The sequence below is a fragment of the Acinetobacter legionensis genome, from assembly GCF_057165765.1.
In genome coordinates this window covers 1757949-1774104 of record NZ_CM169896.1, presented here as the reverse complement: position 1 = coordinate 1774104, position 16156 = coordinate 1757949, and the positions used below count along the sequence as shown (strand labels likewise).

At 39.9% G+C, this 16156-nt stretch carries 10 protein-coding genes, 2 tRNA genes and 3 rRNA genes; 4 read left to right on the top strand and 11 right to left on the bottom strand.

Annotated elements, in window-relative coordinates:
• The first annotated feature begins 5 nt into the window (after nt 1-5).
• From AC2G3J_RS08065 to AC2G3J_RS08050, 4 genes are all read left to right on the top strand, one after another.
• Nucleotides 6-878, top strand: coding sequence for an NAD(P)-dependent oxidoreductase (locus AC2G3J_RS08065; RefSeq protein WP_336950730.1), 873 nt, complete (start codon nt 6-8; stop codon nt 876-878).
• Nucleotides 879-959: 81 nt separating this feature from the next.
• Entirely contained in the window at nt 960-1226 is a 267-nt protein-coding gene (locus AC2G3J_RS08060) for a YARHG domain-containing protein (RefSeq protein ID WP_004719576.1), read from the top strand.
• Nucleotides 1227-1254: 28 nt separating this feature from the next.
• Nucleotides 1255-1671 (top strand): HIT family protein, encoded by a 417-nt coding sequence (locus AC2G3J_RS08055; RefSeq protein ID WP_336950729.1) that lies wholly within the window; start codon nt 1255-1257, stop codon nt 1669-1671.
• A 220-nt stretch (nt 1672-1891) separates the two neighbouring features.
• Complete coding sequence (locus AC2G3J_RS08050; RefSeq protein WP_336950728.1) at nt 1892-2998, top strand: porin; 1107 nt, start codon at nt 1892-1894, stop codon at nt 2996-2998.
• Nucleotides 2999-3677: 679 nt separating this feature from the next.
• Here the strand turns inward: AC2G3J_RS08050 and AC2G3J_RS08045 are convergent.
• The 11 genes from AC2G3J_RS08045 to murB form a co-directional block, all read right to left on the bottom strand.
• Nucleotides 3678-4241, bottom strand: a complete 564-nt coding sequence (locus AC2G3J_RS08045; protein ID WP_419327357.1) for a DUF4256 domain-containing protein — start codon at nt 4239-4241, stop codon at nt 3678-3680.
• 409 nt (nt 4242-4650) lie between these two features.
• A complete protein-coding gene (locus tag AC2G3J_RS08040) occupies nt 4651-5850 on the bottom strand; it encodes a hypothetical protein (protein ID WP_483770925.1) in 1200 nt (399 codons plus the stop codon).
• 520 nt (nt 5851-6370) lie between these two features.
• Entirely contained in the window at nt 6371-6763 is a 393-nt protein-coding gene (locus tag AC2G3J_RS08035) for a putative signal transducing protein (protein WP_419359954.1), read from the bottom strand.
• Nucleotides 6764-7169: 406 nt separating this feature from the next.
• Nucleotides 7170-7284 (bottom strand): 5S ribosomal RNA (gene rrf, locus AC2G3J_RS08030).
• A gap of 182 nt (nt 7285-7466) precedes the next feature.
• Nucleotides 7467-10357 (bottom strand): 23S ribosomal RNA (locus tag AC2G3J_RS08025).
• A 336-nt stretch (nt 10358-10693) separates the two neighbouring features.
• Nucleotides 10694-10769, bottom strand: a tRNA-Ala gene (locus AC2G3J_RS08020).
• 44 nt (nt 10770-10813) lie between these two features.
• A tRNA-Ile gene (locus AC2G3J_RS08015) sits at nt 10814-10890 on the bottom strand.
• Between the two features lie 59 nt (nt 10891-10949).
• A 16S ribosomal RNA gene (locus AC2G3J_RS08010) occupies nt 10950-12488 on the bottom strand.
• Together the 16S, 23S and 5S rRNA genes with 2 tRNA genes alongside form the textbook arrangement of a ribosomal RNA operon.
• Nucleotides 12489-12900: 412 nt before the next feature.
• Nucleotides 12901-13932, bottom strand: a complete 1032-nt coding sequence (locus AC2G3J_RS08005) for an alpha/beta hydrolase (RefSeq protein WP_419359653.1) — start codon at nt 13930-13932, stop codon at nt 12901-12903.
• Nucleotides 13932-15080 carry a YdcF family protein gene (locus AC2G3J_RS08000; RefSeq protein WP_483770924.1) on the bottom strand — a complete coding sequence of 383 codons (1149 nt, stop codon included), beginning with the start codon at nt 15078-15080 and terminating at the stop codon, nt 13932-13934. The genes AC2G3J_RS08005 and AC2G3J_RS08000 overlap by 1 nt, the downstream gene beginning before the upstream one ends.
• Before the next feature lie 13 nt (nt 15081-15093).
• A complete protein-coding gene (murB, locus tag AC2G3J_RS07995; RefSeq protein WP_336954181.1) occupies nt 15094-16122 on the bottom strand; it encodes a UDP-N-acetylmuramate dehydrogenase in 1029 nt (342 codons plus the stop codon).
• Nucleotides 16123-16156 lie beyond the last annotated feature (34 nt).

Here is a 16156-nt window from a genome sequence, read left to right as displayed (position 1 = left end):
TAGATATGAAGACTACAGTTGCATTTATTGGTTTAGGCGCAATGGGCTATCGTATGGCAGCACATTTACCCAAATATTTTGATACCGTATATGTATGGAATCGAAATTTTGCAAAGGCTAAGCAACATGCAACTCAGTTTGGTACTCAAGCGGTCGAACTTAATCAAGCAGTACAAGCTGATATTATTTTTTCATGTTTACCGACTAGCCAAGATATTGATGATTTAATCCAAGATTTAAAGATCAAAAATGGCGCGATTTGGGTCGATTGTACCAGTGGTGTACCTGATGCTGCGCGTAAACAGTCTGAGTATCTTCTCAAAAATAATATTCACTTTTTGGATGCACCTGTAAGTGGTCAAACCATTGGCGCTGAAAATGCAACACTGACCTTCATGGTCGGCGGTTCGGCAGAAGCGTTTCAAATTGCCCTACCTGCAATGCAAGCGATGGGTAAATTAATTAAACGTGTTGGTGACTCAGGTGCAGGCTTTGCAGTAAAAGCTGTAAATAATATGATGATGGCGGTTCATTTATGTGCGGCTGCTGAAGGATTTACCACACTGAAAGCACATGGAGTAGATTTAAATGAAGCACTTGATTGTATCAATGCATCCAGTGGTAAAAGTGGTGTGACTGAAACCGCACTACCGCAACGTATCCTCAATCGTAGCTTTCCACTGACCTTTGCTTTACCCTTATTGGCAAAAGATACCGGTATTGCCATTGATTTAGTTCGTGATGCAAGATTATCAGCACCTATTCTTGGTTTAACACAAAGCTTAATTACCGTAGCCAATAGTCTTTCAGAGCCTGATAGCGATTTTTCTACCGCCGTAAAAATGTATGAATCATGGAGCAAAATTACATTAGATTAATTTTTCGTCATTGAATAATCACAACTAAACCTTATAATCACATTAAGTGACATGTAAATATGTCAATTTCGAGGTCGTATCATGAATAAATATGTAATTGCTACACTTTCTAGTTTATCTATTTTAGTCGCTAGTCACGCTTTTGCTGATAACACCCAAGAATGTAAAAAATTGCAAGATGATTACAATGTCATTTATGCATCAAAAGGGTTCTGTTTTAAAGATCCTGAAGCAAAAGCAAAATATAATAATGACAATTGTTATACAAGTAAGCCTAAATTTTCTGAAAAAGAGCAGCAAAAACTTGACTCTATCAAGGAACGTCAGAAAGAATTGAACTGTAAATAATCACATTCACACTTTCAAGGAAATAAACATGGCTTATGATGATCAGAATATATTTGCACGAATTTTACGTGGTGAACTTCCTGCAATTAAAGTTTATGAAGATGATCATGTGCTTGCATTTATGGATATCATGCCGCAAGCCGATGGGCACACTCTGATTATTCCGAAGGCTCCTGCTATCACATTGCTCGACTTAGATCCTGAAATTGCAGCTTATACAATCAAGATTGTGCAAAAAATAGCGCAAGCAATTGAAACAGCTTTGAATACTCAAGGTATTGTATTGATGCAACTTTCTGGGGCTTCTGCTGGACAAACCGTACCTCATGTACACTTTCATTTAATTCCGAGCTCGGTGCATGAATTAGGTCGTCACGCTATTCAAATGGGTGATCAGGAAAAAATTAAAGGGTTTGCTGAAAAAATTAAGATTGCACTGGCTTAATTAAAATCTTTTTAGAATCAATGGGGCTAATCAGGCCTCATTTTTTTATTTAAATTACACAAATGTTAAATTCACGTCATTAAATTGTCATTTTTTCTTCACTGATATGTAACAAAGTTTACAGATACTGCATGCAAGTTAGTAAGTAGTGCACAAATCCACACTTACTGAATAAAAAAAGTAACTGCAAACCCATTGAACATGTTTTGGAGAAATCTCAATGAAAAAAGTGCTACTCGCTGCAGCAATCGCCACCCTTAGCATAAGCGCAGCTCAAGCAGCGCCAACATTGTATGGTAAATTCAACGTAACTTTAGATCAAATCGATAATAATGGCTTTAAAGACGAAAGCGTAACTAAAGTAAACTCTAACGCTTCTCGCATTGGTGTTAAAGGCGAAGAGAAATTAACAGATAAATTGTCTGCAGTTTACTTGGCAGAATGGCAAATCAGTGCTGATGGTGATGGCGATGCTTTTACTAACCGTAACCGTTTCGTGGGGATTAAATCAGACGGTATCGCAACTTTAAAAGTGGGTCAGTTTGATTCATATTTCAAAAATGCTGCTGGTAACAACCAAGATATCTTCAACGATCACAATGAACTCGATATGACTGCGATTTTAGTTGGTGAAGATCGTTTAAAAAACGTGATCGGTTTTGAAACTGATAAAAAATTATTGGCTGGTTTAGCTTTCAACATCATGTTCCAGCAAGGTGAAGAATCATCTGCTTTAAAAAATGATGCTAAAGGCCAAAAAGGTAGTCGTGATAGTTTCGGTGATGGTATCTCTACCTCACTTACTTATGACAACAAAGATTACGGTTTAGCTGCTGCTGTTGCAGGTAACTTCGGTGTTGCATCTAAATATAATGCATATAACTCTGAATTAGGTAGTAACACAATCTACTCTGACGCAATCCGTGTTACAGGTTCTGTAGACTTGAAACCTGCGGGTCTTGATGGCTTAGTATTCGGTGCATTATGGCAAACAGCCAAACCAACTGATGACACTGTTGCAACCACTTCTGGTACTACAGTAACATCGTTCAAAGGCTTGAAAGAAAATGCTTATGGCATCACTGCTGCATATGCGATTCCTTCTACACCAATTAAGCTAAAAGCTGAATATATTTCTGCAACAACAGAACTCGATGGGCGTGATGATCGTAAACAAGACCTTTACGGAATTGGCGCAGACTACAACATCAATAAACAAGCTCGCTTCTATGGTGTTGTTGGTCAACAAAAACGTGATTGGTCAACGACATCTACCCCAGAGAAAAAGAAAACTGTTATTGGCTTAGGTATGGAATATAACTTCTAATCCTAATCTTTATAAAAACGGTAAGTCATCTTGCCGTTTTTTATTTCGACTCAACAATAAAAAACTAATTTTATAAAATTCATATTCATTAATGAAGTAACCATAATACAAATTCAGCATTTTTATAAATAGCACATACGTTTAATCATCCATGACAGACCTGTCATTTAGCAACATCAATTTCATCATTGGATAGGCATACAGTTTCTTAAACGAAAACTAAAAATCATTAAATTTATGTTTTGTATGAACTCCTAGAAACTGTTAGCTATCGATTCATTTTTTGTACTTTTGAATCATAGACGGTTATCCTACTGTGGGGCGACATGGATGTCGCCGTTGGGGGGAGGTACAGGTGGTACCCTCGCCCATGAGCAAAAACAAAGCACTGCTTTGTTTGAAGCGCAAGGTTTGGCATCCTCTACAAAGTGAGGCATCGCCTACACAAAACTATTTAAACTTTAATGTAAAGTGCGGTATTGCAAGCTTTTTTATAATGAAACACTTTATTTACTCATGCAATTGATTTAATTAAAAATATAAATTAAGAGAAATTATATTCTTGTGTCTGAGTTTTCGACAAGCTGACTATAGGCTATGACAGGAGTTATATTCTAAACAAAAAAATAAAAACAAGCTCGATAGAATCTTAGGATTTCACTATCTCAGTTTTAAACGGTTAAAGTTTAATATAGGTTCGAAAACCACGACTCGCATAATATGAAGCAGCACCATTATGATAAGTAAATGTACGCCCATAACGCTGATCACAAAAGATCGCGCCACCTTGCTCACGTAATACTCTTGGTGTCTCGACCCAACTGGATGTTTTTAAGTCAAAATTGAATATTTGTTGTAGGGTATAATACTGTTGTTCAGTCATTAGCGCTAAAGCATGCTTCTGCACCCAATCGATCACCGTATCTTCAGGAGGATGATCCTTGCGGCTGAGTAACGCCTCTCGATCATAACACATGCTACGCCGCCCTTTTGGCGACTCAATTGCACAATCAAAAAAATACAGACCTTCTGTATTCGGTAAAACAACCACATCAGGCTCACCGCCAGTCATTTCCATTTGTTGTAAAGCCGGTAGCTTTTCAGGACAAAGCAAAAGTTGTCTTTGTATAAAATCCCAGCTCACTTGTGCATGTCGTTCTATATGCTGTTGAAAGCGCTGTTCTAAAGTTTTTAATAGATTTTCAATTTGTAACGGACTATGTTTTTCTTGCTGTTTTGTCATTTTATTTTACTGCCTTATTTTAAGTCTTTATTAGCATAGCATTATCTCTCAAGCCTAACCAAATCCAATTTTTAGACATACGGAATTGGAATAATTAAACAGTGTGGCACTGATAATTCAATGAATTTCTCTGCATATGCAATTCCTTTTATACCAATTCAACTAAAGTTAAATATATTTTTGCAATGACAAAAAAATGGCCATGGCGATCATAAGTTATGGAATTAGCGTTGACTACAATATCAATAAGCAAGCTCGCTTCTACGCAATTATTAATTAAAAAAAGTAATGAGACAGTTGCATATAGAGAACAAAAACTGTTATCAACTTAGCTATGGAATATAACTTCTAATCCTAATCTTAAAAATAGCAAGAAATCTTGTCATTTTTTACTTAACAATAAAATATTTTAAAAATCTCGTATTTCATCAAACCAAGTATTCACTGTTTCTTGATCTATTTCTAATGTTGAAGCTTCAACCAGTTGCTGTATAGCAAGACCAATATCTTCTCTTTCAACAGTTTCAATATTGGGCAATGTATTAACCATCGCTACAAGTTCAATAATTACCTCCTCCACATCTTGCTTCGTCTTCGCCTTGGAGATTTCTTTTAAAGCAAATTTATATGCTTTGATCGCTATTTTTGCATTACAGCTTTCCCAATTTTCAAATGGAATCCCATATTCATTGGTAAACCATATTAAACTCCTCAATTTAGACACCGAAGAATAATCCAATTGCTTTTCTTTAGCTAAATGCTTTAATTCAGCATTTAACCTTTTCCCTATTTTTTCATCAATATTCCATCCAATGAAGGAGGTTAAATTTTCCCAAGTATTTAAAGCTGGAAAGCCTTCCAAATTTACGGCATAGCGTATCCCAATACGTTCAAGTCGGTGAAGTTGTTTTAAACTTGTTGTATTGGTTATATTCCCAGTTAAGTTTAGATTTTTTAAGTTAGGAAACTGTAATAAACTTCCACAATCAAAAGCTTGGCCTAAAGGTTTAACAGTTAAATCTAACGAAGTTATTGCCGCTAAATTTTTCATAACAGGAAGATGGTATGCCGATATCATTGGATCTTGGTTTGTTGTTGGCTCTATTCTAATATGGGGATATGGTGCGGTGGTAATAATTTCAAAATGCTCAATATGACCAGCCAAATGAAGCGAATATAACGCCTTCTTATTCTCATCATCAGGATGACTTAAATCCAGTATGATTGGATGTTCGTCTGCTTTGATTGAAAAGTTATGAATTTGAGCATGACTTAAATCTAGACAAATCGCTTGCGTAGGTCGCCAAGAAAAATCTTCTATTACTCTTTTCTTCGACCATTCAATAAAACCCTGATCATTTCCCCAATAATAAAAAAATCTCGGCCAATTTCCATAAGGATACAAATGCGGATTTTGTTGACCATGTGGCGTATAAAAAATATTAAAAGCATCCCAATTGATTACAGCATTTTCATCGACAAGAACATCAACCTTTTTCTTGTCCATTCCGATTCGACCAATTGAGAGGCTTCCTTGCCCTGCTGGAATTTTTATCTGATGGCTATTTGTACCTATTAAAGAAACATAAATGGGAGTATTTCTATCCATGTTCATCCATTATTTGTAAATTGCAGTGTTCAGATTTCAGCAAATATAAGTACTTATGATTGTGCAAATAAACTCTACATAGAATATATCAAGTTCAAAGCTTAGCCTTTGTTACATTTTAACAAAAATATGAACATGTTAGGTTTAGCTCTATATTTCAACTTTCCCAATTTAGATACTTAGATGGTCTAAATGACCTTGATGATCTATTTTGACCACAATCAGCTGATCAGATAATTTCTGATTAACAGTATAATCAAAGATGGTAAAATATGATGTATCATATTTTCCATCTGGATAAAGCCCACGCCCTGTTAAATATAATTTGGTAAAAATAAAAAATCATCACCTAATTCTTTAATATGAAAATCCACATTTTCTTTACCCCCCTCCAACTTCAAAATCCTGTTGAATGATGCATTGGTTTTATTGATCAAATTTTGCGATATTTTCTAGAAAGTGATTTATTTGATCTAAAGTTTGCTTATTTAAAATATCTTGCCAATTTACCAATATAGCACTAGCTCCAAAAATGTTGGCACTCTTTACACTTCGTTCCATTTTTATAAAAAAAGAGTGGAAAACCAAGCAATAAAAAAACCAAATAAGCGGGACGTTTTCCTTGTGTATATGACTGTATATCACTACTACCACAATTTGGGCAACTTTCACTTGCTCCAAACTGTTGTTCTAATTCTTGGCTAAAATCTTGGGTAAGTAATCCTTTAGCCTCTTCTGCATAGCTTTCAGGAACTAACAGTCGCACACCACCCAAAGCATTGGAGTAAAGCCAATCCATGTTAATGGTGTGTTCATTTTCAATACGTGCTGGAATTTCAGCTGCTTCTAATTGTATTTTGGCAATCTGAGCCTCGTAAGGAAATGAATATGTTTCAGCGACCACCCATTGCATAAGAACACCTAACAGAAATAAAATTGAATTTTAAGCTCAATTCATTTAACTGTATATTGCATAAATTTATTCAGTTGATGCTTTCATTTTTTAAGCTATGTCAAAGCAAAGCAAATTTCATAAAAAATAAGGAAATACGTTGAAGGATAGATAGGTTTTAAATTCCTGTACAAATTCTTCCGAGCTAATAGAAAAATTATTATGAATTATTTAAATTTCATCTTTTATCCTATTCTGCTTAAGTCACCCATAACTATAGTTTGTCGGAACTCTATCCTACTTTTCTATATTTTGAGGAGGATATAAAACAACAAAATTTACATCTTATTCTTACTATTTATTATTTTCTTTCACACATAAAAAAACACCCCGTTCTCGTTAGAGACCGGGGTGTTTTAGATTTAAAAGCTGGCGATGACTTACTCTCACATGGGTAACCCCACACTACCATCAGCGCTAAGAGGTTTCACTTCTGAGTTCGGGAAGGGATCAGGTGGTTCACTCTTGCTATTGTCGCCAGCAAACTGTTATGGACTTGTTCGGGTCTTATTTAAATGCCTTACTTCGTACCAAATGAGTTTAACAGAACATTTGAGTTGGGTATTGTAACTAGCTTTACAACTAAATCAAGTATGTTTGATCTTTTATGAATCAAATGATGCTTACTTCTTTCGAAGTTCGTATACAACTGCTTGGGTGTTGTATAGTCAAGCCTCACGAGCAATTAGTATTGGTCAGCTTCATGCGTCACCGCACTTCCACATCCAACCTATCAACGTCGTAGTCTTCAACGGCTCTTTAGAGGACATAAAGTCCTAGGGAAATCTTATCTTGAGGTAGGCTTCCCGCTTAGATGCTTTCAGCGGTTATCCCTTCCGAACATAGCTACCCGGCGATGCGACTGGCGTCACAACCGGTACACCAGAGGTTCGTCCACTCTGGTCCTCTCGTACTAGGAGCAGATCCTCTCAAATTTCCAACGCCCACGGTAGATAGGGACCGAACTGTCTCACGACGTTCTAAACCCAGCTCGCGTACCTCTTTAAATGGCGAACAGCCATACCCTTGGGACCTGCTTCAGCCCCAGGATGAGATGAGCCGACATCGAGGTGCCAAACACCGCCGTCGATATGAACTCTTGGGCGGTATCAGCCTGTTATCCCCAGAGTACCTTTTATCCGTTGAGCGATGGCCCTTCCATACAGAACCACCGGATCACTAAGACCTACTTTCGTACCTGCTCGACTTGTGGGTCTCGCAGTTAAGCGCGCTTTTGCCTTTATACTCTACGCGTGATTTCCGACCACGCTGAGCGCACCTTCGTACTCCTCCGTTACTCTTTAGGAGGAGACCGCCCCAGTCAAACTACCCACCAGACATGGTCCTCGTCCCGGATAACGGGACAGAGTTAGAACCTCAATATTACCAGGGTGGTATTTCAAGGATGGCTCCATAGCAACTGGCGTCACTACTTCAAAGCCTCCCACCTATCCTACACAAGTAAGATCAAAGTTCAATGTCAAGCTGCAGTAAAGGTTCACGGGGTCTTTCCGTCTAGCCGCGGGTACACCGCATCTTCACGGCGAATTCGATTTCACTGAGTCTCTGCTGGAGACAGCGCCCCCATCATTATGCCATTCGTGCAGGTCGGAACTTACCCGACAAGGAATTTCGCTACCTTAGGACCGTTATAGTTACGGCCGCCGTTTACTGGGGCTTCGATCAAGAGCTTCGCTTACGCTAACCCCATCAATTAACCTTCCAGCACCGGGCAGGCATCACACCCTATACGTCCACTTTCGTGTTTGCAGAGTGCTATGTTTTTAATAAACAGTTGCAGGGGCCTGGTTTCTGTGGCTGCCAATAGCTCAAGGAGCAAGTCCTATCACCGTCAGCAGCGTACCTTCTCCCGAAGTTACGGTACCATTTTGCCTAGTTCCTTCAGCAGAGTTCTCTCAAGCGCTTTGGTCTACTCGACCTGACCACCTGTGTCGGTTTCGGGTACGATTCCTGTGTAACTGAAGCTTAGAGACTTTTCCTGGAAGCATAGTATCAGCCACTTCGCTAGTAAACTAGCTTGCTATCAGCTCTCAGCATAGAGCACCCCGGATTTGCCTAAGATGCATGCCTACTGCCTTTCACCTGGACAACCAACGCCAGGCTGACTTAACTTTCTCCGTCCTCTCATCGCATTACACAGAAGTATTGGAATATTAACCAATTTCCCATCGACTACGCCTCTCGGCCTCGCCTTAGGGGTCGACTCACCCAGCCCCGATTAACGTTGGACTGGAACCCTTGGTCTTTCAGCGTGCGAGTTTTTCACTCGCATTGTCGTTACTCACGTCAGCATTCGCACTTCTGATACCTCCAGCATACTTCTCAATACACCTTCATCGGCTTACAGAACGCTCCCCTACCACGTATACTAAGTATACATCCGCAGCTTCGGCATATAGTTTTAGCCCCGTTACATCTTCCGCGCAGGCCGACTCGACTAGTGAGCTATTACGCTTTCTTTAAAGGGTGGCTGCTTCTAAGCCAACCTCCTAGCTGTCTATGCCTTCCCACATCGTTTCCCACTTAACTATAATTTTGGGGCCTTAGCTGGCGGTCTGGATTGTTTTCCTCTTGACTACGGACGTTAGCACCCGCAGTCTGTCTCCCGGATAGTACTCATAGGTATTCGGAGTTTGCATCGGTTTGGTAAGTCGGGATGACCCCCTAGCCGAAACAGTGCTCTACCCCCTATGGTATTCGTCCGAGGCGCTACCTAAATAGCTTTCGGGGAGAACCAGCTATCACCGAGTTTGATTAGCCTTTCACCCCTATCCACAAGTCATCCCCTGGCTTTTCAACGACAGTGGGTTCGGTCCTCCAGTTAGTGTTACCCAACCTTCAACCTGCTCATGGATAGATCACCCGGTTTCGGGTCTATACCCAGCAACTAAACGCCCTATTAAGACTCGATTTCTCTACGGCTCCCCTATACGGTTAACCTTGCTACTGAATATAAGTCGCTGACCCATTATACAAAAGGTACGCAGTCACCGAACAAGTCGGCTCCCACTGCTTGTATGCATGCGGTTTCAGGATCTATTTCACTCCCCTCACAGGGGTTCTTTTCGCCTTTCCCTCACGGTACTGGTTCACTATCGGTCAGTCAGGAGTATTTAGCCTTGGAGGATGGTCCCCCCATATTCAGACAAGGTTTCACGTGCCTCGCCCTACTCGTCATCATTATATGTGCCCTTTCGTGTACGGGACTATCACCCTCTACGGTAGCACTTCCCAGAGCTTTCCGCTAAAACACATATAACTTAATGGGCTGATCCCCGTTCGCTCGCCGCTACTGAGGGAATCTCAATTGATTTCTTTTCCTAAGGGTACTGAGATGTTTCACTTCCCCTCGTTCGCCTCGCATGACTATGTATTCATCATGCGATACCTACCTTATGGTAAGTGGGTTTCCCCATTCAGAAATCTCCGGATCACAGGATATTTGCCGCCTCCCCGAAGCTTATCGCAGGCTATTACGTCTTTCATCGCCTCTGACTGCCAAGGCATCCACCACATGCACTTAATTACTTGACTATACAACCCCAAACAGTCGCTAATCCCTACAAGGAGGATCAACAATATGGATTCAACCACTTCTATTTGTTGCCTGTGAATTTAATCACTATACAGCTTCAATTTAATTCATATACCAAAACGCTTGATTCAGTTTTATCGCTAGTTCTCATTTCATTCAATATTAACAATTGCTTGCTAACATCAACTAAAACGAGTTAAACAATTATTTCAACTCAAATATATTCTGTTAATGATTCACTACCGCCTCGTCAGCGAGTAGTTAACTGTGATAAATCACAGAACTTAATAAGCTATCGGCTTACTAAGTTCTGTAATCACTTAGTCTGTAATTAGTGGTGGAGACTAACGGAGTCGAACCGTTGACCTCCTGCGTGCAAAGCAGGCGCTCTACCAACTAAGCTAAGTCCCCAGCTTAAGATCTTAATATATCTGCTCTTCTGTGTTCAGTAGACTTGGTGGGTCTGACAAGACTTGAACTTGTGACCCCACGCTTATCAAGCGTGTGCTCTAACCAACTGAGCTACAGACCCTCAGATACATCAATGAAGAACAACTTGTTGTGGATTCTTACCAATCGTCAATCTTTCGTTAAGGAGGTGATCCAGCCGCAGGTTCCCCTACGGCTACCTTGTTACGACTTCACCCCAGTCATCGGCCACACCGTGGTAAGCGTCCTCCTTACGGTTAGACTACCTACTTCTGGTGCAACAAACTCCCATGGTGTGACGGGCGGTGTGTACAAGGCCCGGGAACGTATTCACCGCGGCATTCTGATCCGCGATTACTAGCGATTCCGACTTCATGGAGTCGAGTTGCAGACTCCAATCCGGACTACGATCGGCTTTTTGAGATTAGCATCCTATCGCTAGGTAGCAACCCTTTGTACCGACCATTGTAGCACGTGTGTAGCCCTGGTCGTAAGGGCCATGATGACTTGACGTCGTCCCCGCCTTCCTCCAGTTTGTCACTGGCAGTATCCTTAAAGTTCCCACCCGAAGTGCTGGCAAATAAGGAAAAGGGTTGCGCTCGTTGCGGGACTTAACCCAACATCTCACGACACGAGCTGACGACAGCCATGCAGCACCTGTATGTAAGTTCCCGAAGGCACCAATCCATCTCTGGAAAGTTCTTACTATGTCAAGACCAGGTAAGGTTCTTCGCGTTGCATCGAATTAAACCACATGCTCCACCGCTTGTGCGGGCCCCCGTCAATTCATTTGAGTTTTAGTCTTGCGACCGTACTCCCCAGGCGGTCTACTTATCGCGTTAGCTGCGCCACTAAAGCCTCAAAGGCCCCAACGGCTAGTAGACATCGTTTACGGCATGGACTACCAGGGTATCTAATCCTGTTTGCTCCCCATGCTTTCGTACCTCAGCGTCAGTATTAGGCCAGATGGCTGCCTTCGCCATCGGTATTCCTCCAGATCTCTACGCATTTCACCGCTACACCTGGAATTCTACCATCCTCTCCCATACTCTAGCTTCCCAGTATCGAATGCAATTCCCAAGTTAAGCTCGGGGATTTCACATCCGACTTAAAAAGCCGCCTACGCACGCTTTACGCCCAGTAAATCCGATTAACGCTCGCACCCTCTGTATTACCGCGGCTGCTGGCACAGAGTTAGCCGGTGCTTATTCTGCGAGTAACGTCCACTCATCCTAGGTATTAACTAGAAGAGCCTCCTCCTCGCTTAAAGTGCTTTACAACCATAAGGCCTTCTTCACACACGCGGCATGGCTGGATCAGGGTTCCCCCCATTGTCCAATATTCCCCACTGCTGCCTCCCGTAGGAGTCTGGGCCGTGTCTCAGTCCCAGTGTGGCGGATCATCCTCTCAGACCCGCTACAGATCGTCGCCTTGGTAGGCCTTTACCCCACCAACTAGCTAATCCGACTTAGGCTCATCTATTAACGCAAGGTCACAAGTGATCCCCTGCTTTCCCCCGTAGGGCGTATGCGGTATTAGCATCCCTTTCGAGATGTTGTCCCCCATTAATAGGCAGATTCCTAAGTATTACTCACCCGTCCGCCGCTAGGTCAATTACCGAAGCAATCTCCCCCGCTCGACTTGCATGTGTTAAGCCTGCCGCCAGCGTTCAATCTGAGCCATGATCAAACTCTTCAGTTAAAAATCATTAGTGACTTAAGGTCACAATTCTGGCTCATCAATGTACTGACAAATTCTCTCAAATAAACTTCGAGTAATTTAAACCAATCAATCAATGATAATATTTCGATCAATCAATCAGTAAAAATCCACACAAGTTGTTCTTCATATTCTCTTAATGATTAATTTATCACTTCGTCAGTGATAAATAAGACGCAATAAACATTTAACAACTTAACCCTCTAAGCTAAGTTCGTTTGCTGTATCGCGTCGGGATGCTGCGTATTCTATACAGATTTTAAACCAGCGCAAGCCCTATTTTCAACAAAATGCATTGTGTGATTATTTTTTAATCTAAATACTCAAAAAACCGCATAATTCACTCATTTTTTAAGCAATTTGAGAAATTCAGCTTAAAAATAAGCTAAATCGATCATTCAAAATAGTCACCAGAAGATTGTGCATGTAGAAACGCAGGAATTAATCCCGTTAATGCTGCACGTATATCTGCCCGCTCATTAATCAATTGATGCGATCCTTCTTCAAGAATCAATAGGGTCTGTAATCTAAATTGTCGACGTACAAAATCAATATTATATTTCCAGTCTACAGTTTGGTCTTGTGCGCCTTGGGCCAACCAAACTGGAATGCGGCACTTTGGAAAAGCTTCCATTTCTAACATCCACTTAGACATTGCCAAAATCCAATCCATTCCCATCATTCTGGGCTGTAAAGGATCTTTAAGGCGTACAAATCTTAAAAACTCAGGATTATGATTATTTCTTTTAAAATGACGAGGGACTTCTCTTTTAATTCTTCGAATAATTCCTAAACCAATAGAATTATGCCACCACGCTGTTTTTGCCGGTCGTACTAATGGTGAAAGCAGTAATACCCGATCCACAATGGGATTCTCACGTTTTTGTGCATACTCAAGTAAATGATGCATCCAAATTGCACCACCTGTACTTTGCCCCACTCCCAACCATGGCTTCGGAAGCTGCTCTGCATTTTTTACATATTGATAGACCGCATGTAACACTTGTTGGTAATGATCAAAATTTTGAATATTTGCAGGAGAACCATTACTTAGCCCATGCCCAGGCAAATCATAAGTAATCACACTAAACCCTTGTTCAAGTATTTCTTTCACAATCGGCTGATAAATACCACTATGTTCTAAATAACCGTGCAATAAACACACAGAACCCTTTATTTTATCTATATTAGGTTTGAATACTTGCACATGTAATTTAAACAATGGCATATCAATAAAACCTTGCCATTGCAAACAGTCCAGTTGATCAAAACCATAAAGACGTTGATAGGATTTTATTTCTTTATTTGGAATATATTCACGATTTAAGTTTAAGGCTTCTAATAGTTGTGGTGTTGTATCTCGACTTGGTATAGGTAAATCGAGTTGCTTTAGAATTGTTGGATTTAAAAATGGAATATCTGCCATTAAGGCACCTCTCTACAGCCACTCGAACCAAACAACATATCTCGGATTGTTGCTAAAGTTTCATAATTGGCTCTACGACTATGATCATAATTTTGTTTGCTAGGCTGCCATGCTGTTAATTGAGTTGGCATAGGTGCATTGACAGGAATTGTTTCTATACCATTTAATGCAAATAACCGACGTGTTCTAGGCATATGATAACGATCGGTAATTAATAATACTGTGGGTGCACCACCTTTCTTTTGTAAAAGTAATGAGCTGAAACGTGTATTTTCACATGTGTTCATACTCCTATTTTCTAATAATTTTGCTTGAACACCACGGTCAGACAACCATTTTTGCATATAGGGCGCTTCTACACCGCTGAGTACAATAGGAAGCTTATTTTTTTCTTCTAAGGCCAAGGTTGTCTCAAGTCTTAGCCTAGTATAGTCATTAACAATAATATCTTTTTGATTTTTATCTAAAGTTAAACCACCACCCAAGACTACAATTGCATAAGGCTGACTGATGGGCTTCGGTTGTTCATTGGTTTTGGTTGGCAAACTCTCAAGATCTTCTTGTACCTGCGAACTGGACAATTCATTTGCCAATGTGTGTGAGTTTTCTTGAAGTAATTTTTCATCAATTTTATGTTTTTTTAAGAATGTTAAATATTCATCCATTAGTGCTTTATTGTCTTCACTATTTAAATCCAATAAGTTTTTAACAACATCACTCGACTGATTTTCAACAACATCTGATGCAGCACGTTCAGAAACTAAAGGAATTACGGGTTTATTTTGTTGTAGTTCTTCATTTTTTTGCTCTTTAGCAATTTTTTCTTGTAAGGCTTTATATCGTAACTGAAGTAAGATTAAATCCTGTGCATTTTTACTCTTAATCGCTTCATCCATCAGCTTAAGATAGGCTTGTCGAGCAATCCATAAATCAGAACCAGGTTCTAAGTTTTCAGCCTCCGAAAGCGCAGCATTTTGTTGGCTCTTTGCTGCCACCCGATTCACTTCAACGGGAACAATACTATTTAGGATTTTAACCATCATTGTCGAATAAAATGGCGTATACCAAAAAACGACCAAACAGCCGAACAATACAAATAATATGGCAATTATTCGTAGAAATCTGACCATCCAATGCGGTTTGACCATATATTTACTCAATCTAATGGTTTTCGATTAACCCTAATTCATCATAAAGCACAGGTTCAGGTTCTAAGTGCACACCAAACTTCTCAAAAACATCTTTTTGTACTGCCTGATACGTTGCGCGTACATCTTTCAGTGTTGCATCGGCATAATTCACCAATACCAAAGCTTGTTTATGAAACATTCCTACCTGATTAAGCTGTTTACCTTTCCAGCCTGATTGATCAATCAACCAACCCGCTGCAATTTTAACTTGATTCCCTGTTTGAGGATAATGTGGAATATTAGGGAATTTTGCAATTAATTGTGAAAACTCTTGTTGCTTAATAATTGGATTTTTAAAGAAACTTCCCACGTTTGGGTATTCATTCGGGTTCGGGAGCTTACTTTGACGAATCTGAATCACTTGCTTTTGTAAGTTTTCAGCACTCATATCTCCCATCATCGCATTTTTTAAATCTCCATAATTTACTTTTAAATCAGCATGTTTAAGTAATTTAAAAATTACATGGGTAATGACATAACGATCTGGATTATCTTTAAAAATACTGTGTCGATAAGAAAACTGGCAATCTCGTGCTTGAATTGAAAGAGTTTGTGCTGATAGACGATCATAGACTTCCACAGATTGAATAAATTCACCGACTTCCACACCATACGCGCCAATATTTTGCACAGGCGATGCGCCGACTAAACCAGGAATTAAAGCCAGGTTTTGTAAACCATAAAGCTGTTGTGTGGTCGTCCACAACACAAAATCATGCCAAACTTTCCCAGCACCCACCTTGATTGTTTTGCTTCTTGCATCTTCGCTTAAAAATTCAACACCTTGTATATCTATAGCAACAACAAGCGCATGGATATGTTCAGGCAACATTATATTGCTGCCCCCTGAAAGCAGTAAAACGTTTAAATCATGTGCTTTAGAAAACTGTAATGCTTGCTGAAGATCTACAATAGATTGTATTTTGACATAATGTGATGCAATCGAGCTCAAACTCAATGTATTGAAAGGTTTGAGTTGAACCTGTGATTCAATATTCATAACTTAAATTTATTTCCTAAAAATATTTCAATCA